At 54.9% G+C, this 22,184-nt stretch carries 22 protein-coding genes; 12 read left to right on the top strand and 10 right to left on the bottom strand.

The window, feature by feature from the left end; translation table 11 throughout:
* Window positions 1-13 precede the first annotated feature (13 nt).
* A complete protein-coding gene (locus Pyrde_RS07640; protein WP_082419561.1) occupies window positions 14-2,473 on the bottom strand; it encodes a C25 family cysteine peptidase in 2,460 nt (819 codons plus the stop codon).
* Window positions 2,474-2,564: 91 nt separating this feature from the next.
* A complete protein-coding gene (gene rbcL / locus Pyrde_RS07635; protein ID WP_082419560.1) occupies window positions 2,565-3,890 on the bottom strand; it encodes a type III ribulose-bisphosphate carboxylase in 1,326 nt (441 codons plus the stop codon).
* Window positions 3,891-4,087: 197 nt separating this feature from the next.
* Between rbcL and Pyrde_RS10715 the strand changes: the two genes are divergently transcribed.
* On the top strand, window positions 4,088-4,246 hold the full coding sequence (locus Pyrde_RS10715; RefSeq protein WP_156328034.1) for a hypothetical protein: 159 nt from the start codon (window positions 4,088-4,090) through the stop codon (window positions 4,244-4,246).
* A 65-nt stretch (window positions 4,247-4,311) separates the two neighbouring features.
* On the opposite strand, the gene Pyrde_RS07630 is transcribed toward Pyrde_RS10715, so the two are convergent.
* Entirely contained in the window at window positions 4,312-4,719 is a 408-nt protein-coding gene (locus Pyrde_RS07630) for a hypothetical protein (RefSeq protein WP_055409602.1), read from the bottom strand.
* Window positions 4,720-4,949: 230 nt separating this feature from the next.
* A complete protein-coding gene (locus Pyrde_RS07625; protein WP_055409600.1) occupies window positions 4,950-5,366 on the bottom strand; it encodes an HIT family protein in 417 nt (138 codons plus the stop codon).
* A gap of 476 nt (window positions 5,367-5,842) precedes the next feature.
* Between Pyrde_RS07625 and Pyrde_RS07620 the strand changes: the two genes are divergently transcribed.
* Both Pyrde_RS07620 and Pyrde_RS07615 read left to right on the top strand, forming a co-directional pair.
* Window positions 5,843-6,910: a helix-turn-helix domain-containing protein gene (locus Pyrde_RS07620; protein ID WP_055409598.1), complete on the top strand. Its 1,068-nt coding sequence runs from the start codon at window positions 5,843-5,845 to the stop codon at window positions 6,908-6,910.
* 47 nt (window positions 6,911-6,957) lie between these two features.
* On the top strand, window positions 6,958-7,836 hold the full coding sequence (locus tag Pyrde_RS07615) for a DMT family transporter (RefSeq protein ID WP_180385481.1): 879 nt from the start codon (window positions 6,958-6,960) through the stop codon (window positions 7,834-7,836).
* On the opposite strand, the gene cobB is transcribed toward Pyrde_RS07615, so the two are convergent.
* Window positions 7,833-8,603 carry an NAD-dependent protein deacetylase gene (cobB, locus tag Pyrde_RS07610; RefSeq protein ID WP_055409594.1) on the bottom strand — a complete coding sequence of 257 codons (771 nt, stop codon included), beginning with the start codon at window positions 8,601-8,603 and terminating at the stop codon, window positions 7,833-7,835. The genes Pyrde_RS07615 and cobB overlap by 4 nt on opposite strands.
* A gap of 100 nt (window positions 8,604-8,703) precedes the next feature.
* Here cobB and Pyrde_RS07605 point away from each other — a divergent pair, with 100 nt between their 5' ends.
* Together Pyrde_RS07605 and Pyrde_RS07600 are read left to right on the top strand one after the other, a co-directional pair.
* Window positions 8,704-9,012, top strand: coding sequence for an ACT domain-containing protein (locus Pyrde_RS07605; RefSeq protein ID WP_231656714.1), 309 nt, complete (start codon window positions 8,704-8,706; stop codon window positions 9,010-9,012).
* Window positions 9,013-9,030: 18 nt separating this feature from the next.
* Window positions 9,031-10,419 carry a PFL family protein gene (locus tag Pyrde_RS07600; RefSeq protein WP_055409592.1) on the top strand — a complete coding sequence of 463 codons (1,389 nt, stop codon included), beginning with the start codon at window positions 9,031-9,033 and terminating at the stop codon, window positions 10,417-10,419.
* On the opposite strand, the gene Pyrde_RS07595 is transcribed toward Pyrde_RS07600, so the two are convergent.
* The 5 genes from Pyrde_RS07595 to Pyrde_RS07575 form a co-directional block, all read right to left on the bottom strand.
* The gene (locus Pyrde_RS07595; protein WP_143522154.1) at window positions 10,408-11,181 is read right to left on the bottom strand and encodes a hypothetical protein; all 774 of its coding nucleotides are present in this window, start codon (window positions 11,179-11,181) and stop codon (window positions 10,408-10,410) included. The two genes, Pyrde_RS07600 and Pyrde_RS07595, sit on opposite strands and share 12 nt — an antisense overlap.
* 216 nt (window positions 11,182-11,397) lie before the next feature.
* The gene (locus Pyrde_RS07590) at window positions 11,398-11,973 is read right to left on the bottom strand and encodes a helix-turn-helix domain-containing protein (protein ID WP_055410871.1); all 576 of its coding nucleotides are present in this window, start codon (window positions 11,971-11,973) and stop codon (window positions 11,398-11,400) included.
* A 113-nt stretch (window positions 11,974-12,086) separates the two neighbouring features.
* Window positions 12,087-13,196, bottom strand: a complete 1,110-nt coding sequence (gene amrS, locus Pyrde_RS07585) for an AmmeMemoRadiSam system radical SAM enzyme (protein WP_055409588.1) — start codon at window positions 13,194-13,196, stop codon at window positions 12,087-12,089.
* 61 nt (window positions 13,197-13,257) lie between these two features.
* Window positions 13,258-13,692, bottom strand: a complete 435-nt coding sequence (locus tag Pyrde_RS10710) for a hypothetical protein (RefSeq protein WP_143522155.1) — start codon at window positions 13,690-13,692, stop codon at window positions 13,258-13,260.
* Window positions 13,693-14,200: 508 nt separating this feature from the next.
* Window positions 14,201-15,067, bottom strand: a complete 867-nt coding sequence (locus tag Pyrde_RS07575) for a hypothetical protein (RefSeq protein ID WP_055409584.1) — start codon at window positions 15,065-15,067, stop codon at window positions 14,201-14,203.
* 387 nt (window positions 15,068-15,454) lie between these two features.
* On the opposite strand from Pyrde_RS07575, the gene cobT reads away from it, so the two are divergent.
* From cobT to Pyrde_RS07535, 7 genes are all read left to right on the top strand, one after another.
* Window positions 15,455-16,582 (top strand): nicotinate mononucleotide-dependent phosphoribosyltransferase CobT, encoded by a 1,128-nt coding sequence (gene cobT, locus Pyrde_RS07570; protein ID WP_231656713.1) that lies wholly within the window; start codon window positions 15,455-15,457, stop codon window positions 16,580-16,582.
* Entirely contained in the window at window positions 16,563-17,645 is a 1,083-nt protein-coding gene (gene cbiS, locus Pyrde_RS07565; protein ID WP_055409582.1) for a bifunctional adenosylcobinamide hydrolase/alpha-ribazole phosphatase CbiS, read from the top strand. The genes cobT and cbiS overlap by 20 nt, the downstream gene beginning before the upstream one ends.
* Before the next feature lie 22 nt (window positions 17,646-17,667).
* Complete coding sequence (locus Pyrde_RS07560; RefSeq protein WP_055409581.1) at window positions 17,668-18,210, top strand: NTP transferase domain-containing protein; 543 nt, start codon at window positions 17,668-17,670, stop codon at window positions 18,208-18,210.
* A complete protein-coding gene (locus tag Pyrde_RS07555; RefSeq protein ID WP_082419558.1) occupies window positions 18,186-19,250 on the top strand; it encodes a pyridoxal phosphate-dependent aminotransferase in 1,065 nt (354 codons plus the stop codon). The genes Pyrde_RS07560 and Pyrde_RS07555 overlap by 25 nt, the downstream gene beginning before the upstream one ends.
* 29 nt (window positions 19,251-19,279) lie before the next feature.
* Window positions 19,280-20,023 (top strand): adenosylcobinamide-GDP ribazoletransferase, encoded by a 744-nt coding sequence (locus Pyrde_RS07550; protein ID WP_055409577.1) that lies wholly within the window; start codon window positions 19,280-19,282, stop codon window positions 20,021-20,023.
* Between the two features lie 17 nt (window positions 20,024-20,040).
* Window positions 20,041-20,994 (top strand): cobalamin biosynthesis protein, encoded by a 954-nt coding sequence (locus tag Pyrde_RS07545; protein WP_055409575.1) that lies wholly within the window; start codon window positions 20,041-20,043, stop codon window positions 20,992-20,994.
* A gap of 509 nt (window positions 20,995-21,503) precedes the next feature.
* Window positions 21,504-22,169 carry an energy-coupling factor ABC transporter permease gene (locus Pyrde_RS07535; RefSeq protein WP_055409571.1) on the top strand — a complete coding sequence of 222 codons (666 nt, stop codon included), beginning with the start codon at window positions 21,504-21,506 and terminating at the stop codon, window positions 22,167-22,169.
* Window positions 22,170-22,184 lie beyond the last annotated feature (15 nt).

Here is a 22,184-nt window from a genome sequence, read left to right as displayed (position 1 = left end):
CGAAAACAAACTTCTAGAGACTAGCTGGAGAGCTGCGGCGTTTAGCCATGGCTAGGGCTGCTACCAGTCCAATAGCAGCGAAGAATGCCACGATGTCGGCACCAACAGTTAGCGGCTTTTTCCCGGCAGCTGGAGTTGGGCAAGATGTATTGCCCTCCGCGAACTGTACAGAGAATGGGGGCAGAATTACCGCATCCTCGGCGGGTACGGTGACCGTGAAGAGCTTAGCTAGCTTCTCCAGCTCGTTTTCGACGAATTTACCACCGTATATTTTGTCGAACCGGTAGACAGGGGTAACCGATACAATGGCATTATTATCTGGCATCAATGGTGCTATTGCTTGTAAGGGTACGGTGTAGCTTGTAGAACCACCAGGTATAGTGGAGGCTGTTGCACCGTTGACGGTTAACAGTATTGGTTCGTCACCCACGGTTTCGAGTACATCAAGTCCTCTTATTACCAGCGTCCCGGTGCTTGTATCGAGGTAGGCTCCAGCAGCTATTATGTAGTACGTTGTGAGGTAGTTATTGCCCCAGCGAGCTAGGAGCCTTATGAGGCCGGGCGAGTCTTGTGGCAGTGTTATCGTGACTGTACAGCCCCCGCTCTGCTCGATAGTAGCGTAGAGACGCTCAAGCCCTATCATATAGTAGCCATAGACTCGATAAAGCGACCATGCATAGACCTTCTCTGGGCAGACGCCATCGAAGTCTATGGTTATGGTTGTTGCATTACCAGGGTTAAACGCGGGCAGAGTACCAGATGCGTAACGGGCTAGCGGCATAGCTAGTACAGATGCACCTATATCTATGCTGCCTGGCGGGGGTACAAGCTCTGGCGGCTCTACGGTAGATGTGATTGTAACCCTACGCCATGGGTTTGGTGCTGCTGGGTCGCCGAGGAATATAGCCTCGCGGAGTACTAGCTCGCCTATGTCCTCCTGACCCCTCACCAGGTAGGCGCGGTAGCTACTCGCGGGCATGACCGAGTAGGCGTTGAGGGCTGAGAGCCACGCATCGCCGAGTGTCTCCGCGGAGCCTAGACTCTTCGTGAAGAGTATCAGCACCGCGTCAGCGGCAGCGAGGCTTGCGTAAACATTGCCATCGACAGCAGTAACCCCGTCAATAACCTCTATCGCTATGCGGGAGAAGCCGAGATAGGCTACAGCAGCGCCTCGCTCCAGCAGCGACACTGCTACGCTAGGGGGCTTGAACGGGGGGTCTACTAGGTCATAGTCCCAGAACCCGGCGCGGCAGGCAGGGCTGAGGTAAACTCCAGGCTGTGTAGTGTACGGCACCTCGATGCTACGGAGCTTCTCCTCAAAGTCGTAGTTCCAGAGCCCGCCCGGCACGTAGTCTAGAAGCGCGTTGCCAGCGCCGTGCGTCACCAGGTAGTATAGCCCGTAATCGCCTATGTAGCTTGTAAAGCGTGTTCCCGCGTAGTTGCCCATGGTTAGAAGTAGCGTGTCAACCTCTAGATCTAGACTAGCAATATTCATGATAGCCTTAATGACAGCGTCCTCGCCTACTAGCAGGCTGGTGGCGAAGGGTGCTCCACCGGCGAGTAGTGCTTTCTCCTGCCAGGTCCCGCCCTTCATCCAGCTCTCTAATGCCGAGACGTAGGTGCTGAGCTTTACCGGGTCACTGAAGGGTATACGGCCTACGGCTAATTCCACGAGTCCATCATAGTCGGGGTCGGCGTAGAAGTAGTCTGTTGGAACAGCAGCTTCTTCAGGGTTTACCAGCTCGTAGAGGATTGGACTACAGTAGTAGAACGGTGGCACGTCCTTAGCACCACCTATTATGAGGACGTATCGTACACCCTCTCTGTAGGCCTCGCGGAGCATGGAGACGATGCGGCGGGCTAGGTCAACGTCGTACTCGGGCCCGGTCTTGCCAGGCTTACAGAGCCCTTCTGGCTCATCTGCGGGCTTGTAGCTCCTCCTGATCTCGTCCGTAGTAACTATCTCCACGTCTAGACCTTGGCTGTGATGCAGCTCAGTTATCTTCTCTGCATAGCTCAGCACCAGCGTGTTATTAGGAACGATTATGAGCATGCCTTTCTTCTCGCTAGTGGTCGTTCCGGCTTCCAACCTCTCAAGAACCACCCTAACCCGGGAGCCAGGCTCGCCTGGAGCCCACGCGTAGAGTTCTATACCGTTAGGCGTGCCGAGGAGTTCTACTCTGGGCTCATAGACTGTAGACGTTGCAGCGACTGCTAATCCTCTAAGCTTCTCCCAGAACCCCGGATCCGGGGTAAAGCTGAGGAGTAGTGGCTTCGGGTTGACGGGCCTAGGCTTCCAGCCCTCGACAGCCACTATCTGGTACTCTCCTGGCGGCAGCCGGGCATGTATGAACGCCCAGCCGTCCTCGCCGACGATAGCCTCAACTACTACAGCACTGTCATGGGCGAGAGCGGGTGCAGCGTAACTAGGCAAGAGGAGGATAAAGACTACAGCTAGGAGCACGCGATGCATAACGATACCCTAGGAGAGGGGCTAGAGGTGGAAAACCCCTAGAAATCGTATTCGCTAGAGAGAACACGGTACACCGGTAGGCGCTGTAAGGCTAGACCGGTCTAACGTGGCCCCACTTTTCAAGCGCCCGGGCCAGCTCCCGGTGCTCCTTTGCGTACTCGTCTAGCGGGATTCCCCTCAATATAGCGTCTATCGCTTGTCTTACAGCTGCCGCGCCTGCCCTAGGGCCGTCAGGATGGCCTATTACGCCACCGCCGACTTGAAGTAGAACATCTGCACCGAGCTTCTCTATTACGGGCTGCAAGTTGCCGGGGTGTAGTCCTCCGCTGGAGACAGGAAGTACTGGCTTGAGCCCAGCCCAGTCCTGCTCCATGTGGATTATGTCGTCCTCTCGTGGTTTGAATACCGGCTCCCGAAGCAGCCGGGCGTAATCGATGACCTCCATAGTTTTTGCATCCATCTTTCCTACGCTGGGTGTCCCTATATGGAGGTGATCTAGTCCAGCTAGGCGGCCGAGCTTAGCGATGACGAACATTGAGACACCGTGGCGGGGGTTACGGGTGAAGGCGGCGTGGAACGCCCGATGGCCATGGATGGCGAGCTTGTACTCCTCAGCTAGTTCTCGGGCATGATGTAGGGCAGCCCAGCCAACGGTAAGGAAGTCTATCATTATGAACTGGTTACCATAGTCCGCGACAAGCTTGATCCTCTTTTCCATCTCCTTTATGTTAGCTGTCACGTTTGCGAGGTAACCTTTCCTCTCCCCTGTCTCCTTCTCCGCTTTATCGATGGCCTTCATTACCTCGCGGAGCCTAGCTTCGAACCTACAGAACTTCTGTCCCGCGAAATTCTCGTCATCCTTTACTAGGTCGACGCCGCCTACTAGTATCTCGTAGGCAATTTTACCATACTCTTCTGGCGTATAGCCTAGCTTGGGCTTAGGTACAGTAGCCAGGATGGGGCGATCGCGTATCTTGAGTATCTCTCTTACACCAGTAACACCGTGCTGTGGTCCGGGGAACCACTCGATATACTCCCGTGGAAACACTATGTCTTCTACACGGAGCCCTTCAATTGCTTTCATGCCAAATATGTTGCCGAGCACACTGCTGGCTAGATTGGGGATACTTCCCTCTTCGAACAGCTCCAAGGGATAGGCTACCCATACAAGCCAGCTACCATCGCCTAGATCGTGGAGTCGATAAGCCTTTGCCTTCAGTTTTTCAAATAAGCTGGGCTTTACGCTCAGTGTGGTCCACGTACCTACACTGCTCTCGGCTGCGACGCGGCCAGCAGCATCATATATAGAGATGCCCTTGGCTGGCGTGACGCGAAAGACGACGATTAGGTCAGTTCCACTCGGCTTGTAGTTTTCGTCTACGAATTCGTGGTATATGATGTCGAACTTTTCAGGCAATCTAGGCACCATAGTGTATAGAGTCTATCTGCCGGGCATAATACTGGTACTGCGTACAGAAGCGGGCTGAGTGCCCCTGCCGGGTATGACCAGGGTGATACCTGCAGATTAGACGCATATCTATTAGAATTGACAGTGATAAAAGCTACAAATTTAAAGGAGAGGCAAATGTGGGAAGAGCGGAGGAATAGTCGGCGATGCTGAAGGCAAGAACGCGCCGACTCCACATCTTTGCGCTCATTCTAGGTTCTATAGGTGTAGTAGCATTCATAATTGATGGGCGTGTTATAGGGGCACTACTAGCTGCATTGTTTATTGCGCATGGTGCTACAGAACTTCTCTCCGAAAAATGCTGACTGTAATCTAAACTGTAGTCTAAGCTACAAGGGATGGAAGGTTTGCGGTAAAACCCAAGGTACGGTTAGACGACTTTCTGTAGAAGCGGTGCTACTACCTTTAGAGCCTCCTTTGCCGCATCTTCTTCCTCCTCATAGCTACGGAACCTATACCTCTTGTCAAGTGTTTCAAGGGTTTCAGGATACGGCTCGAGTACTCCCATTTCGACTAGCTCGTGCAGCAGATCAGTAGCAAGAGCTACTGTGTATTCCTCGCGGCTAACACCCCAGTCTACGTGACCTTCAGTCTGCTTTATGATACTGCGTGCTTCTTCGGCGACAGTTTTAGGTGTTACGGGTTGACCTTTCTGTCTAAGACGTAGTGCTGCCACTAATGTTAGCGCTAGCTTTCTCTTTTCCTGCAAACTATGAAACTCATCCATAAGCTTAGCTAAGGCTTTGCGTAGCTCTTCAAGGAGTTTTTTCGTTGTCATGTTTTTTACTCACCTCGGAAGGCTACCCAATCAAATTATATAGTTTGGTGTACATTTTAAAGACTGGATGTGTATTCGGTAACCTAAGCCGAAATTTATGGTATAAGATGGAATCGAAATGATAGCGCTAATGTGATAGTATCTAGGGTTTGGGAATGATGTCTTGTAACAGGGGGTTCTAACATACGCTACGAAGACTAGTACGTCTCGAGCAATCGGTAGTGTAACTACTACCCTATGGCTCTCCTTATCTGTTCGCCTACTTTCTCTAGCTCTTCCATGCTTGGTTTGCTTCGCTCACAGTCAAATCGGCATTTATCATCTTCGAAGCGTGGTACTATATGGAAGTGTACATGGAATATTACTTGGCCTGCTGCCCTCCCGTTATTAGTTACAACATTATAGCCATCAGCGCCCATGGCTTCTACTATTCGTGGCGCTAGCTTCTTGACAGCATTTATAAGGGCAGCTGCTTCGTCATCTTTTAGTTCGTGAAGGTACTCAACATGTCGCTTAGGAACAACTAGCGTGTGGCCTGGGTTTATAGGGTAGATGTCCAAGAATGCTACTACATTTTCGTCCTCGTATATCTTTACGGATGGTATTTCACCACGAATTATTTTGCAGAATATACAGTCTCCTGTCACGATCTACTCACCTCATTTCTCTTTCCATGTTTGCTCCTTCCGGGAAGGCTGTAGCCTCTTTGACTGGTGCTAAACATGAGTCCTATTTAGTGGTTTGTAGTAGGTGATTCCATGTCGTATCATGGATAGAAAGTTTTAAATATGATATAGGGATTCAGTTTTAAACATTACGCAACATGAAATGATGCATCACTGCTGCGTGTATTTTTAAATGTAAAGATCTATGGATCTTTACTTGACACATAGTTGTAGCACTTATGATGCAAGAAAGATCATACATTAGGCTCGGTACGTATAGTGTCGGAATCATAAAACGCATATTCCCGTGAATTATAACAAAACGATTATTTGTCACTCGCTTTGAACGATTCACGTATAATTATCCCCGACTTTTTGGATAAATTTACAATAAACACAATAAATCCCCTTGCTACTACAGTCTCAATGAGTTAAACCGAACTGGGGTCTGGGATACTGTGTCAGCAGCACTTAGCGGTATGGAGAAAGACGTAGCAAGGTTATTGGCCTGCTATGATGTGCGTACAGAGGTAGAGCAGATAGCTGGACGGCTTGGTGTCACCGAGAACTATGTTCGTGTGATACTACGTAAGTTACGTGAAAAGAGACACGAGCTATGGCCTCAACATATAAGGGATGTGCGACCGTTGGGCCTCCTTACGGCAGTAGTGTATACAAGGACACCGGTTGGTGAAGCTACAAGAATTAGTGACCTTGAACGATTAGGTATACCATTGTATCGGTATCTTCACTCCTATCGAGCAACCCTAGACAATATGCATATCTATAGCTACTTGTTGCCAGAAGGCTATGTGTACGAACTGATTCCTGAGATTGAAAGGAAGCTTAATGGCGAGATAGAGCTAGGTGTAACGATACCGCTCCAGTTTGACTGCAATAAACCCCGGAGACTACCACGCCCTGGCAGTCTGCATGAAGAAATTAGCAAGGCTTTACGTGTCCTTGAGGAGGTTCCTCAGGCGAAGATAAACTTGCTTGACTTGATGATTTACGCTGGGCTTGACCTAAACCCTCTTGCAGGTGTAAGAGAGCTTCAAGACCCTAGCCCTATATACTCTGAGAGACTTGAGATAGAAGGTCTGAGTCATAGGCTAAACTACCGACGCTTAGCTCAGAGGTATCGGCAACTTAGCGCTGCAAAGCTGGTAGGCCGGGTACTTCTTCTAGCAGCGGCGATAGGCTCTGATAGGCCCATACCACTCTTCATACGTGTTAGGAGAGACTGCTTCCCCATACTCTATGCTTTTGCGCTCGCGACATGGAGTACTCCCAGCATATTTCTGGGTGAGGAGACGGTAGCAACAGTGCTTGTATTGCCTGATGAGGCTACAGAGTATGCACGCCAGCTGCTAGGAGAATGCATACTCTACGTGGGTGTCGTAACCCGCGGCTTTGGGACTACTATACCAGTGGAGATGTACGACCCCTTCGAGGGCCAATGGGTACTCAACCCGCAGCCGCTCCCGAACCTGCTACGTCGCCTCGGCTTCCTGGCAAGTAGCTAGCTCTCCCTCGTGGCAAACACCTATCCTATTAGGCGAGACCTATCTCTGTGTCCGCGTCACGGCAGCTGGGTATGCGGCGTGGCGGCGGTCTTTTAGCGGTCTACGCGGCTGCGGCGCTATGGTCCACTATAGGCGTGGCCACAAGACTCGGCTACACGGCTGGCTGTAGTCCACTGGGCATACTCGTGGCGAGGCAAGCGCTAGCGGCGCTGGCGACGCTGCTCGGGCTCGTTGCCGGACTATACCGCCCGAGTGTAGTGTTTGACCGCCGCGTAATCGGCATCGCCTTGACGCTCTTCACGCCCTTCTACGTCTCCTACTACTACGCGGTCGAGGCACTCGGCGTAGGGCGTGCAGCCGCTCTCCTCTACACGGCGCCAGCATGGATACTAGCCTACCAGCTAACCCTTGAACACTGGAAACCAGGCTCCTCGAAGCTTCTCGCCACTACGTTCACCATCGCGGGTGCTTTGCTGTTGGCCGGCGAGGCCTGGGGAGGGCTCGTCAGCCCTGGAGGCCTAGTCTGGGGGCTAGCCAGTGGCGCCTTCTATGCTGCCACCGTATACGCTGCTGCCAGGATAATAACGGGTCTGGAGCCCTCTAGTGTCGCTGCAGGTACACAGGCCTGGCTACTCCCCGGCGCCTTGGCGGCAACGGTGGTCATGCCCGGTAGTGTGAAGGTGACGCTTCAGTGTCTACCCGCGGCAGCCTACCTAGCTATAGTGGTGAGCCATCTTTCATACATCCTCTTCTACCGAGGACTGAGCAAGGGGGTAGAACCGCATCGCGCCTCTATAGCTGCTACACTGGAACTAGTCCTCTCCATGGCCTGGGGCTGGCTCCTCTTCAGCGAGCCCTTCACAGTGCTTTACGGGGCGGGCGTGGTCTTGATAGCAGCTGCGCAACTACTAGCCGGCCGCGGCTAGCCTGAATTTAGCCCGAGAATCTTCTCCAATTCCTTTACGACGAGGGGTAAGAACTCTCCCGCTTTACGGTGCACAATCATCTCCGCCAGATTGTCAAGAGGTGTAGGCTCGAGGTTCACTATGACTAGTCGTGCTCCTCTGCGCCGGGCATACTCTGGGATGTAGGCTGCAGGGTAGACGGTGAGGCTAGAGCCTACCACTAGCACTAGATCGGCAGAGCGGGCCTCGCGGAAGGCTTCCTCTAGTGCATCGTCGGGGAGAGGCTCGCCGAAGAATACTGCGTCGGGCTTAAGCAAGCCTCCGCAGCGGGGACAGTGGGGCAGCTGCCCCCTACGGACGGTCTCCACGGCATCGTCTAGTGCCACCTTGTGGCCGCAGCTCATGCACCGGGCCCAGCGGAGGTTGCCGTGTAGCTCTATCACCTTCCGGCTACCCGCGGCCTGGTGTAGGCCATCGATGTTTTGAGTTATAACTGCCTTGACAACGCCTAGCTCCTCTAGCCTGGCTATAGCCAGGTGGGCGGGGTTCGGCTTGGCTCCGCGGAAGCTGTAGAAGAATTCACTGAAGAGCCTCCAGACCTCGAGCGGCCTCTCGAGGAAATACTCTATCGTAAACACCTCGGGCGGTATGCGACGCCAAAGCCCGCTAGGTCCACGGAAGTCGGGTATACCGCTCTCTGTGCTCACGCCTGCACCGGTGAACACTATTGCGTGGCGTGATTCTGCGAGAAGTCCTGCCAACCTCCTAGCTTCATCCCGCGGATCCAAGGCCTCGGTATCCCTCGCTAGGAGGCTACTGGCATCCTATAGTGTACTTAGGGTATAAGGAGGCTCTGCGCAGCCCCTATCTGGGGTGCAGGCTGGCGCCTTGCATGCAGAAAACATACCGGAGCTAGAAGAGGGCCGCGAGTACATTGTGGTATTCGTGCATGGTCGCGACAGGCCCGGCATAGTGGCTGGCTTAGCAAGCGTCTTGGCGGACGCTAACGCTAACATTCTCGATATATCTCAGACAGTTATGCGCGGGATATTCACGATGGCAATGATAGTTGATGTTACCGAGGCGAAGCTGAAGATAGAAGAGTTACGTCGCCGACTCGAAGAAAGGGGTAAACAACTCGGCGTAGAGGTCAGTGTGTACCACATGGATGTTGTGAGGTATCTCCAGAGACCGTAGAGAGGCGGGGATCCAAGCGTGACATGGCGTTTCAGCATAGCTGAGATAACAGAAGTAGCTGAGATGATACGCTACCGTAGCCTTGACGTCCGCAGCGTCACCCTCAGCATAGATGCGAGTCTATGTGCCTCGCCCCGGCCAAACGAGGTAGTAGACTGTCTCCGGGATCTCGTAGAGAGCCACGGACGACGCATACGCAGAGCAGTAGACACTGTCGCAGCACGGCTAGGAGTACCCATAACCACGGTGAGGATTGCACTAACCCCTTTCGAAACCGTGCTGGCGCCCGTGGCAGCGGCCCATGGGGTGGGGAAGGCAGCGGATACCGGTGTGGAGGTTGCGGTCGAGATCGACAAGACAGTCACGAGAGTGGGAGTAGACTACATTGGCGGTTTTGCAGCGTTCGCGGATCGGGGGCTCAGTGCAGGCGGCCGGGCGGTGGTAGAAGCACTTCCCCGGGTGCTAGTCGAGACAGAGAGAGTCATGGGATTTGTGAATGCGGCTTCCACTCAGCTCGGCCTTAACATGGATGCTGTTGCTGCTTCAGCGCAGCTAATTCTTGATGCTACTCGGCGTGCAGACAGCCCACTGCCAGGCGCGAAGTTCCTCGTAACAGTCAACGTAGCACCCGATATACCGTTCCTGCCTGCTGCTCACCACGGGCTAGGTGAGGCTGACGGAGTAGTAAACGTGGCCATCAGTGGGCCTAGTGTGGTGGCTGCCGTCCTCCAGGGTATGCCCCGGGACGCACCCCTGGAGAGGCTCTACGAGGAGCTGAAGAGGATAGGCTTCAAGGTCGCGAGGTTCGGCCAGCTCGTCGCCGAGCGGGTAGCGGCGGCGAGCGGCTACAGGATAGGCAGCGTGGATCTCTCGCTTGCGCCTACACCAGAGCCTGGCGACAGCATTGCAGACATTCTGGAAGCTATGGGTGTCGAGTTCGGCGCACCCGGCAGCATAGCGGCGCTCGCAATGTTGATAGATGCTCTCCGTAAAGGCGGGGCTATGGGGGTCTGCTGCGCCGGCGGATACAGTGGCGCCATGATACCCGTCTCCGAGGACAGTGGTATAGCAGCTGCAGTTGCCCGTGGACTAGTTACGATATACAAGCTCATAGCTATGACTGGTGTTTGTAGCACGGGTCTCGACATGGTTCCAGTGCCAGGCGACGTTGACTGGAGAAAGCTAGCCGGACTTATAGCTGACGTACTAGTGCTCGGCATGGTGCAAGACAAGATCCTGGGAGTACGCTTACTCCCGGCACCCGGCAAAAAGCCCGGAGATACAATAGAGCTAGGCGGTCTTCTAGGAGAAGCGCCCGTGATGGACCCAGGGCCGGGCAGGATGGAAAAGTTCATAGAAAGGGGAGGCCGTATACCGGCGCCGCTACGCCGCCTCCTAGCCGGATAACTTCTCAGCCAAGAGCCTCCAGTACTCTTCGTCTCCGAGTATCTTCTCTTGCTCCCTCTTTATCCTCGAGAGTAGCCCAGCTGCGCCCCGCTGAACAAAGCCTGCAAGCTTCTCAAGCCTCTCCTGGTCCGGTAGGGGCTTGTCGGGGAGACCGTTACGCCCAATACTAGCCTTAGCTATTAGCCAGAGCCCAACGTTCTCTGGTGATGCTAGCTCGCGCAGCTTCTCCTTCGATAGCTCGCCCCGAGAAGCCCACCAAAGCTCTCTCACAAAGGAGATACCGAGAGCTCTCATCAGCTTATCCTCCCACTCAGCGTAGAGCTCTCCCGCTCGACTCTGGATTTCTCTCGATATCTCCTCCACGTCGAGGCCACGCAACGGTGCACGAGTAGCAGCCGATACAAAAGCGGTGTCTATTACTGGCTCTATGCTACCATGGAGATACGAGACGGCGGCAGCATAGGCGCTATGCAGTACAGCCTCCATGAACTCCTGGACAGGGTCACTCCTCTCTAGGGGCCCCTCGCCAAGAAGGATAGACTCTACCTCTTTGGGAGACACTGGGTCTGTAGCCACAGGCACACCTTCCACAACAAGCCAAGGGACGCTCCAGACAGCTTCACGCAGTACAGCTGAAGCGCCGGGCTGGGATGTAGAGACTAGTTTGACACCGTCCAGTAACCCTTTCGATGCTAGGTGTCTCACGACCTCGTAGCTGGTAGCACATGTTGGGTGGATGTAGAGTATGGGTTTTTCTCCCAAGGCCCTATCGCCCACCTTTAAACGATATAGGCGAGGAAGCATGTAGATGGATCAAGCTCCAAACTCCACGATGGCAGGGAGCAGTTAGGGGTGATAAAAGTAACCATAGAAGCATAAGAGATGCTGGGCTGTATTGTCTAGTGAATCACTTAGAACAAGGTTATGGAATTGGGATATGAAACATTAGGACATAAAATAAAACAGAAAGTCGTGTACCTAGACTGTGAGGGCTTCACGCGCCTCACGTACCGCCTTCTCCGCTTCCTCTAGCTTTCCGGCAGCCCTCTTCACGGCTTCATCTAGTTTTCCTAGCTTTTCGCGTAACTCGGTATTCTCGGAACGTAGCTGCTTGATTTCCTCCTCTAGCTTCTGGACTTGCTCGTGTAGTTGTCTTAGCTCCTCCTCGGCTTCTGGGCTCACTATGGGTACAGCTAGCTTCAGCTCACCCCGGACTAGCATCTCGTAGGTTTCTCTTACTAGCTTCCCGGCTTTAGTCTCGCCCTTTAGGTGACGACGTATTGTGGCCTCGGTACGTCCTAACTCCTCTGCTATCTGGCTCACAGTATATCCCGCCTTCTCCATAGCGAGAGCAGCGGCTGCGACTGCGAGACTGTCAACCCAGGTCAGGAATTCCTCCTTGTTGAGTGCTGCCTGGATAACGTCCGGCCGGAATAGCGTGCCTATTATAAGCATGGCCTCTAGCTGCTTGATCTCCCTTTTAGAGACCGGTCTTACCGGGACCTCTACCGGTACAATGACCTCACGTATCTTTAGCTCAGTCTGCGCACTCATGCACTCCACCAGTATATAGGTTCCAAGTCTCTTGAATAAAAACCTATGGCAAATAGCGTCTCAGCTAACCCATATCCGGTGAAATCGGATAGTCGATGTCTAATTCCAACCAGCTAGTATACTAACAAGGGTAGAATACCGCCTCCACTTCCGTGGAAGCGACCCCGGATATTGATCTTCGTGCCACAATTTTGACAGCGGTTGTCTTTTGTGAGCCTCCAGGCCAATATAGTGAAACCTCTCCTCTCTATCACCGTATAGCCGCAGCGAGGACAATAGGTGTTCTCTAATGGGTGACCCCAGACGTTTCCGATGTAAACGTACTGGAGTCCTTCCTCCTTGGCTGCCTCTGCTAGCTTTTCCAGGGTCTCGACCGGTGTTGGCGGCAAGTTCTGGAGGCGGAAGTCAGGGTGGAAGCGTAGCAGATGAAACGGCGTTTCTGGGCCTAGCTTTTCGACTATCCAGCGCGCGAGCCTCCTGACATCATTCTCGTGGTCACCATACTTGGGTACAACGAGATTTGTGACCTCTATGAACCAGCCCGCCCGCTTCATCTCTTCCATGGCAGTGTAGATTGGCGAAGGATCAGGGACTGCCATAAACTTGCGGTAGAACTCGGGGTTGCCTCCACCCTTGAAGTCAACAGTGGCAGCGTCGATGTAAGGGGCCAGCTCTCTTATTGCCTCGGGTGTTGCATAGCCATTAGTCACCATCATATTATAGAGTCCATGCTTCTTAGCTAACCGGGCCACGTCCCTCATGTACTCGAAGAATATCGTGGGCTCGTTATACGTGTAAGCTATACCGTCAGCGCCATATTCTAGGGCCTTCTCTACAACTTCTTCCGGCGGCACATAGCGGCCATAGAGTCCTTGCTCTAACCTTGATTGACTGATCTCCCAGTTCTGGCAGAACATGCAGTAAAAGCTGCAGCCTACAGTGCTTATAGAGAGTACTTGACTACCAGGTTCAAAATGGAACATAGGTTTCTTCTCAATAGGATCAATATTCATAGCAGTCAATAGTCCATAAACTAGAGTGTAAAGCTTTCCGTCAATGTTCTTACGGACACCACAGACGCCGTACTTGCCCGGCGCTATCACACAGCGCCGGGCACAAAGGTTGCAACGTACGAACCCTGGTCGATCACTTAGTGGCCCCCATAGCTCGGCTTCACGAACATAAGGTTTCCCAAGAAGCCTACTGGAGCCAGGCTCTGTCAAGGCTTATACGCACCAGCTAGAAACGAGATACTGGACACCCCTATCAAGTAAACCCTCAGAGCTAATGGCCTCGGGCCGGGTTTATCATGCTCACGAGCTTGTCGAGTTCTCTCTCGATACGTAGACTCCCTTGAAGCTTTACGACTTGTCTTCCTCCAAGATAAAGTACTATTGCAGGGCTTGCGATAATATCGTGTGTGCGAAACAAGCTTTCCGCGGTAGCGTCGCTGCAGACCTTATGGAACCTGGTGCACACTACCAGGTACATCTCAACATTACGGACTAGAGAGCCCCCTGCTTTTTCTCGGAGTCGGTTAAGTAACTCGTTACAAGCATGCCTACAAAAGATGTTGACGAATATGAATAGTGTGTTTTCTGGCTTCTCGGGTGGGGAAGTTCGAATCCATCCTCGCTGGGGATCGTAAGCAAATACTCCCTCATTGAGTTCTGGACATGCTAGGCCCGTGCTAGCAGGTGTTGTGCTGCTAGCTGTCAATATTCATCGCCCACTAAAACCTTGTTATACGCTGACTTGTTTTAATAGTATTCCGGAGAATTCCGTGTCCCACTCTTAATAATACTTTAACGTGTGAATACATATTTTGAGTGTTTATTATTGGAAGCAAGGCTTTGTACACGCAGCGTCTCTTCTCCAGGCGGCAAACTATACCATAATACCACTAGTAGGATTGATGCGTCAAGACAATGTATTGTGTCGGTGTATTGGAGTCAACCCAAGCTGTCATTTCTTGCGCGGGGCGTCAGGGTCGCTCCACCACTCCTCACCCTGGGGGCTGTGTCGGTACGTCCCTACTACCTCACCCGCCCCGCGGGTTCAACCTCCACAATGCCCTGCAGGGGGAATATTATGTAACGCGGCTCCGTAGCCCACGGGATATAGTAACATAGCTGGATAACGTTACCCAAACGTCGAAGATACTGGGAAAACCTCTCGTTAATTGATTTATTGATGTTTCACACCAGAAAAGATAGAACAGGTATAGCTAAAGATCCTTTAGTTTTCTCAAACCGTGTTCTATTTCCGCCTCGTATACACCCCATATACGTTCAAACTTCAGTGGTAGACCCTTATCTATGGCTAGATCGCGGATGGTCGAAGATACATATCCAGCAGTTCCGTCACCTAGGAAGCCTATTGGCTCGTAATACTTCTGCCGGTTCTCGTCTAGCCCAGGCTTCATGTAGCCTACTAGATAGAGGGTTGGTTTTACTCCGTTAGCTCCTCTATCGAGCAGAGCTATTGCGAGATCAAGCCCAGACTTAGTGAATTCCCGGGCCTCAGCTATGGCATCGCTTAGGGATACTCCCATTTGGAGGCGTCTAACAAGATACATGGCCAGAAGGTGGCTGTCTGTATAGGCGCTCGGATTTACACCCAGCCGCTCTCCTAGCACATCCTTGTGTAGGCCGCCGTTATGCGCGAGGTAGAGTTCGAGACTTGCTTCAGGCTGTTCAAGTGTTACTACGAAGGGGTGTGCATTTAGCGAGCCACGTGGTTCGCTTCGGCCGGCTCGCCGCGCATGCACTATAACGTATGCTCGTTCAGAGGTGGAAATGAGTCCAGCAACATGTTCAACTATCCCCCGTAGCACATCTAGATTGGCTTGACATGCCTCTTCTTCATCTATGTCGTGTGTTAATGCGTCAAAACGCTCGTAAATTACACGCCAGCTCGTACCAATGCCTAAGACGAGGAGAAACCCTAGCCCATGGCAGTGCCGGGCTTCGCCACCAGTAATAGCTGCGAGGTAGGGGTCATTAGAGGCGGCCTTGGCGAGCAGACGTATGAGCTCGGCTAGAGTGCCAGAGCCTTCTCTGTTCCACGCAACACCTGCTACAAGGCGGCACATAGACATGTCGCCTCAGGCACTACGGCACTTAGCTCTAGCTCCTAAAAGGAAGTGGGCCTCGGCTCACGGCCGTAGCCCACATGGCCCTGGGCCCGGGCTTCGGGCTGACGTGCACACCTCAACGGCCCGGAATACATTCTGACTGGTAATCTTAGGCCTAAAACCGGCTCTGTTCTTACCTACTTACCTAGCTTAATGCTATATGGTGTGCGTTAGGTATTTTTCTTTGTTGAATTTCTTGATAAAGCTTGTTTGAAGCATGTAGGTTAGCTACATCTTGCCCCCGGCTCTCGTAAGTCGTGATTGGTTGATATGGATCTTGTTGCTTAACCTAATGTTGCTAAATATTGGACCTAGGGTCCAAGGTTTATTGGGGTTGATGTAGGGTTGGTCGGCCAAAGAGATATGATTGGCGGAATAAGAGTCGAGGGTTACGTCGGTCAAGCTCATGGTTTCATTGATGCATTGCAGGGCCGCGTCATTTTCGTAATAGTAGCTGGAAGTACAAGGACATCAACAATCCCCGGGATTAGTGTCGCTGGGCCTAACCCGGAGGCAACTATGCTTACTCCAATACTTGATGTTGAATACCTACTTGCTGGCAAGCCTATTACGCTCAACGTGGTTCCAGTGACGCCGGAGGGGCTGCCAACGCCAGCGGTGATAACCAGGGCCCTAGTATATAGGCTCGGCCTCCCTGTCCTCGTGGTTGACGCTGGCTGTAGTTCGCCGCCTCGCGTGCCTCATGTGGCACTTCCTTCGCGACGGATGGGCGGCAGGATAGATGTCGAGCCTGCGCTCCCCAGAGGCGTTGCCAAACAGCTCTACATGGAGGCCCGTTTGCTTGGCGCCACTCTGGCTCATGGTCATGATGCATTGGTGGTAGGCGAGACTATACCAGGGGGCACTACCGTAGCGGCGGCTGTGCTCGAAGCTCTGGGCTACCGGGCGCTGGGCAGGGTTAGTAGCAGCTCGGTTCAGAACCCTCATGGGCTTCGTGGACAGGTAGTGCGGGCAGCGCTAGCCCGGCTGAGTGGGTCTGAAGACGTATTCGGGGTGGTTGAGGCTGTAGGCGACCCGGTTCACGTGTCGCTGGCGGGGCTTGCAGCGGGCGCGGTGGAGGCGGGGGCAAAGGTAGTTCTCGCAGGTGGTACCCAGATGGTGTCAGTCCTGGCAATACTAAAGGCGGTAGAGCCCAAGGTGCTAGACCAAGTAGCGATAGCTACTACGCCCTGGATAATCCGTGACAAGTCCTCTGACATCTCTGGGCTTGTCCATGATGTGGCGCCAGCTGTGCCAGTAATCGCTGCCGACTTTTCTCTCTCCGGCTCCAAGTATCCCGGACTAAGGACCTACGAGGAAGGATACGTGAAGGAGGGCGTAGGCGCTGGCGGCTCGCTCGTCCTAGCAGCCGTCCGCGGCATGAACATAGAGGAGATGGTAACTGCAATTGAAGAGGAGTATGAAAGAATAATGAGCCTAGCGGGGGCAGAGCGTGACAGAGACCGGAGTTAGGCTAGTTAACGACTCCTTGGTCGTAAACCTAGGCGCAGAGTACACAGTACTGTCAACAGTATCCGGGCTCACGAAGAGCCGGTATATAGTATTCCATAGTGTGGACGAAGACTTCAATGTTTGTAATGTGGACGAGTACCGTAGAGGAGTAGTTACAAGGCTTGGACTCCCTAGAGAAACCCCAGTCTTTCTCACGGCCGTTGAGCCCGGCGACTACATAGCGCTTAGGGCTGACAATGTAACGGTGATAGCCACTGTTGGTCTACGTCCACCGGTCTGCGTGGAACAAGAGGAGCTCTACGACCCACCGGTTTCTGGCACGATAAACGTCGCGGTGGTTGTAGAGAAGCCTAGCTTGTCCATGTCAGCGCTTGTCGACCTCCTCCGAGTAGCTGTAGAGGCGAAAACAGTAGCTGCATCGCTGCTTCTGCTCCGGTGTAGAGGTCGTGCAGCAGGTACGGTTACCGACGCGATCGCCGTAGCGGCAAAAGTGGAACCCCAGGGGCTGCCATGGGCTGGTATGGCCACCCGCCTGGGGAACAGGGTTGCCAGGCTAGTCTATGAGGCAGTGCTCCGAGGAGACAAGCGGAATCTCAGAGAGAAGCTGAGAGACACGCTGGGCCTGGGCCCCGAGGAGTTACTCGACGACATGCTGCGGATGTACATGCAGGCCCCAGTACCCGGCGTAGACGCAGAAAAAGCGAGGAAACTGCTCGAGGAGATGCTCGGCATAGTGCTCCGTGACCCTAATGTCTGGGCCTTCCTAGTGGCGGCCCGGGAACTCGACCTCCACGGGGCGGCAGGTACACTACCCGGCATAAGCCGCGAGGAGTTCCTCGGAGATAGCCGGAGGATAATCGCCGACGAGGCCCTAGCCTCTGTGCTCGCAGTCTACATAGCGGGGTTCCGGGGCCTACTCTCAACATACTGGGTTGACCGATCCAAGCATCGTGCCGGGCTACGACTAGCCAGGCTGCCAGTATTCGAGGACGACGTTGCGGCCGCGCTCGTAGGCGCTCTCCTCTCCAGGCTCTACGACCGGCTACTTGGCACCGGCATCTAGCAGGTCTCGGAGGAGGCGGGCTTTGAGAGCAGCTGCAGCGGTAATCATGGCCGGCGGCCGGGGCTCCAGGCTCGGGGGCGCCTTGAAGCCTCTCCTCCGGGTCTGCGGCAGGATGATACTCGAACGTGTTGTAGCGGTAGCCCGCAGCGTATCGGAGCGGGTGGTTGTAGCGTTTTCCCCCTATACGCTTCCTGCGGCTGTAGGCCTCTGTCCAGGACTCAACGTAGATGCGTGCATAGAGCTTCCCGGCAGTGGCTACCCCCACGACATGCGCCTCGCTGCAGGGATCGTGAGGACACGTCCCCTCCTCTTCTTGCCATCTGATACGCCCTTCCTAGACCCCAAGAGGCTAGAAGACTTCATAGAAGAGGCTCTGGCTACGGGTGCAGGACTCGTCACCCTCGAGGCCGGGGACCAGGGCCCCCTGGGCATCTCTCTCCTAGCCAGAGGTTTCGAGCCCTGGACGAGTATACGGCAGCCTTGGGGTCCAGACCTACTCAACATAAACACGTCCAAGGATCTCGCGGAGGCCGAACGTCTATGCGGAGCATGGCATGGCCGATGAGGAGTCACGGTGGGAGCCCACCGCCCTGCTGCCATGATTTTAGCGCACCGTTCAATCCTCTGGGGCCTCCACCCTGGCTAGGCGAGGTTCTCGAGGAGTGTATCGGGGAGAAGGTGTACCTCCGCTACCCCCATCACGATTACCATGAGCTACGCGACGCGATAACAATGTTCCATGGCGTAGAGCCGGAGGAGATAGTAGTATCGAACGGTGCTGCAGAGGTACTCGTATTGCTTCCTCTACTTCTGCGCGTCAGGAGGCTCGTAGTGGCTGAGCCTGGGTTCGGCGACCATGCGGTCCAGGCCCCAGCAGTGGGCCTGGAGCTAGTCAGAGTAGTAATGCCCCGGAACGGAGCCAAAGGCTTCACTCTAGACACGGATAGTATCGTGAAGGCGGTCGGTGAAAGGGCGGTTGTAGTAATCTCTAGACCCAATAACCCAACAGGTTACCTTGCTCCCCGAGACCTCATCGTAGACGCTGCCCGGAGGCTCGCTGCCAAGGGCTCCTGGCTCATAGTGGACGAAGCCTTCATAGACCTATCCCCCAAGGCCAAGCCCCTAGAGCTCAGCGAAGGCCTCATAGTGGTGCGGAGCCTAACCAAGACATTCGCCACCCCAGGGCTCCGCCTTGGCTACGTTCATGCTGAGAGGAGGCTGGCCCGGCGACTCGACGCGGCCCGGCAACCCTGGCCCGTCGGGAGCCTAACGGCCTGCGTCTACACAAGACTCCTCACGGATAAGAGGAGCCGAGACTACGTACAGCGCGGCCGCAGCATCGTAGAGGAGGAGGCACAACGCATCCAAAGGGCTATGGAGCGGATAGGGCTCCGTGCCTACCCCACCCGTGCGCCCTTCATACTAGTCGAGCACCCTCAGCTACCTCACCCACTGATGCAGAAGAAGCTCATAAGCCACGGGGTCTACGTGAGAGATGCTTCTAGCTTCTACGGGCTCGGCCCGGGCTACAGTAGGGTCTCCATAAGGACACCTGGAGAGAATGACGTCCTGCTGCGCGCTCTAGAGAGTGTCTTGAACGGCTAGCAGGCAGTCGGAGGATTCGGGTTCCTGGGGTGACGGAGCTGCTGAGGAACCTGGGTTGCCTCATAGCCTTCCTCACTAGGATACCCGTAAGCTGCCACGACGTGAGGGAGGCGGCACGCGGGTACCCTCTGGTGCCCCTCGTAGGGCTATTGGAGGGCATCATAGTCGCAGCGACCATGCATGTAGCTCCCGAGCCCGGGGTCGCGGCGGCCTTGGCATTGATCCTCCACCTCCTGGTCACAGGTGGCCTACATCTCGACGGGTTTGCCGACTATAGCGATGCAATGGGCGCGGGGGCACGGGGCGAGACGGCTGCCCGAATAATGAAGGATCCGCGGCGCGGCGGTTTCGCATTAGCCTACACTATCGTCCTGCTAGTAGCCAAGTATGCGGGGTTCGAAGCTGTCTGGCGGAGCCCCCTCGTGGTAGTAGCATCCTATATAGCGGCGGCTGAGGCGATGTACACTGTCTCCGCACTACTGCCCGCCCCAGGGTACCGTGGCCTCGGCTGGCTCTTCCGGAACCTTGGAGTGAGCCGCAGAGGCATAGCCATCAACCTCGTCATCTACGCCTCAGCTGCCCTCGCTACCGTCCTACTCGAGGCCCGTAGAGTTCTCGCAGCCCTCACTGCCGGGGCGGCTATGTCGCTGCTAGTTGCTCGTGATGCGCGGCTGCGGCTCGGCTACGCATCCGGGGATGTGTTAGGCTTCGCCTACGAGACTGTGCATACAGCCGCCCTCCTAGTAGCAGCGCTGCTCGAAGCCCGGCTGTAGGGAGGGGATCCCTGGCGTTGGCTCCACAATGTCTCCCGGAATGGCTCTACCCGGGCGGCGGCCTCGTTGCTGCCGCGCTGCTCCTTGCCCACCTCCTTGACCTGGTCTATCCCTTCCACCGCGGCATCCTCCTCACAATGCACCCCGTCCACACATCCTTCATCCTCGCCAAGAAGCTGGCACCACCGGGCTCCTCGAGGCTGAGAGGAATAGTTACATGGATAGTAGTGGTTGGCAGTCACCTCGTGGTCTACGCAGCGCTGCTCTACGCGGCGTGGAGGCTCGGCCCCCTAGCCTGGCTGTTCGCTGCGGCTTGGGTGCTGAAGGTCTCCTTCTCGCTACGCCTCCTCCTCGAGACAGTGTGGCGAGCAGCTAGCTGCATGGAGCGGGACGACATGATCTGTGCTCGGCGCCTTGTGCAGGGCTTGGTGCGCCGCGACGTCTACAGGCTAAGCCTCGGCCACGTGGCGAGCGCTGCTGTAGAGAGCCTAGCGGAGAGCCTCGTCGACGGCTATACTTCACCGATATTCTACACAGTTCTACTAGGGCCCCTCGGGGCATTGCTTCAGAGGCTAGCCAACACTCTCGACGGCACTCTCGGCTTCAAGACGCCTGACTACCTTGAGGCGGGCTGGGCCAGCGCTTGGGCGGATACGCTGCTCAACTATCTGCCGGCTCGGATGACTGCTGTCCTTCTCGTGCTGGTGACGCCACTGGTAGGAGGCAACCCCCGGGAGACGCTACGGGTCTGGAGGTGCTATGCCAGGGTCACGGAGAGCCGGAACGCGGGTCATCCAATGAGTGCGATGGCGGGCGCTCTTGAGGTGAGGCTGGAGAAGCCGGGCAGTTACGTGCTCGGGGCGGGCCCGCTCCCAGGTCCCAGGGATATGAAGTGTGGTGTAATGCTCACAGCTGCTGCGGCAGCGGTCTGGCTAGCCGTAGCGACGGCTCTTCTCCCGGTGCTTGACTAACAATGGCAGTCTAGGAGCTCCATGCTGGTTATCTCCTCGAGCCTCTCGTGGCCGGGGACATTGGTGCGGGTGCCTTGCTCAGTCGGGGTCTTGGGCCTCTCAGCTACTAGGGTGTGAGACCGTAGCGTCTGAGAATACCCCGTAGCAGCTCCTTGCCCTCAGAGACGCCTGCTCTGAGGCACTCTGTAGAGACGCTTAGCACAGCCTCTAGGACCTCGTCGCTATTCTCAGCATTGTTCGTCGTAACTCCTCGCCGTCAAGGCATGCCCGCTCGGCTATATAGCGAGATATCCACTGGCATGACATGGACCCCTATCTCCACGACACCAGCTGCATAGGAGGCGTCAGGCCGCGGGACAGCCCCCGCAAGCTTCACAAGGGGAGTGTTGCACGCGTCAAGAGCTCGACCACCCTTGACGCGCCTTGCTGCTAATAGCGGGTCAAGCTTAAATAGGATAATTGATGTCACACCCACCTATTGGAGAAGGTGTACATGAGGGGCGGGTGTTTTGCACATTCCTGACGGCTTCCTAGACCCCTTCTGGATAATGGTGACCTATGCAGCTACTATAGCATACGCAGTAGTCGCTTGGAGCAAGATAAAGGGCCGGCTAACGCAGGAGCAGATAATCTCCATGTCCGTGCTGGCCGCTGGCATCTTCGTGGCGCAGATGCTTAATTGGCCGCTGCCTGGCGGCACCTCGCTCCACTTCGTAGGCGGCGCTCTCGCTGGTATACTGTTTGGGCCCTGGCTAGGCTTCTACGTCATGGCGCTAGTCCTGGTGGTACAGACATTAGTATTCCACGACGGCGGTATAACAGCACTAGGAGCCAACATATTCAACATGGCTGTCGTAGATGTTGTAGTAGGTTACTACCTCTACAGGGCGGCAATAAGGGCTATGGGTGAAACGAGGAAGGCCAGGCTCATAGGCGCGTTCCTCGGTGGCTGGCTCGGCATAGTGCTTGCAGGGCTTGCTGCCGGGCTAGAGATAGGACTTAGCCCATCCTTCCCCTATGGTGTTGAGGTCTCAGTGCCAGTAATGGTGACGTGGCACGCCGTTCTCGGAGTAATAGAGGGGCTGATAACAGCGCTCGTGGTTGACTACCTCTACCAGCGTAAAAGTCCCATCATCGAGGCGGCTGCGAAGGTGGCTGTACACGCTACAGCCTAGCCCGGGGGGTGATGG

Origin of the sequence: Pyrodictium delaneyi (genome assembly GCF_001412615.1) — an archaeon.
GTDB classification, from domain to species: domain Archaea; phylum Thermoproteota; class Thermoprotei_A; order Sulfolobales; family Pyrodictiaceae; genus Pyrodictium; species Pyrodictium delaneyi.
The sequence above is the reverse complement of the archived record's forward strand: the minus strand, read 5'-3'. Positions and strand labels throughout refer to the sequence as shown.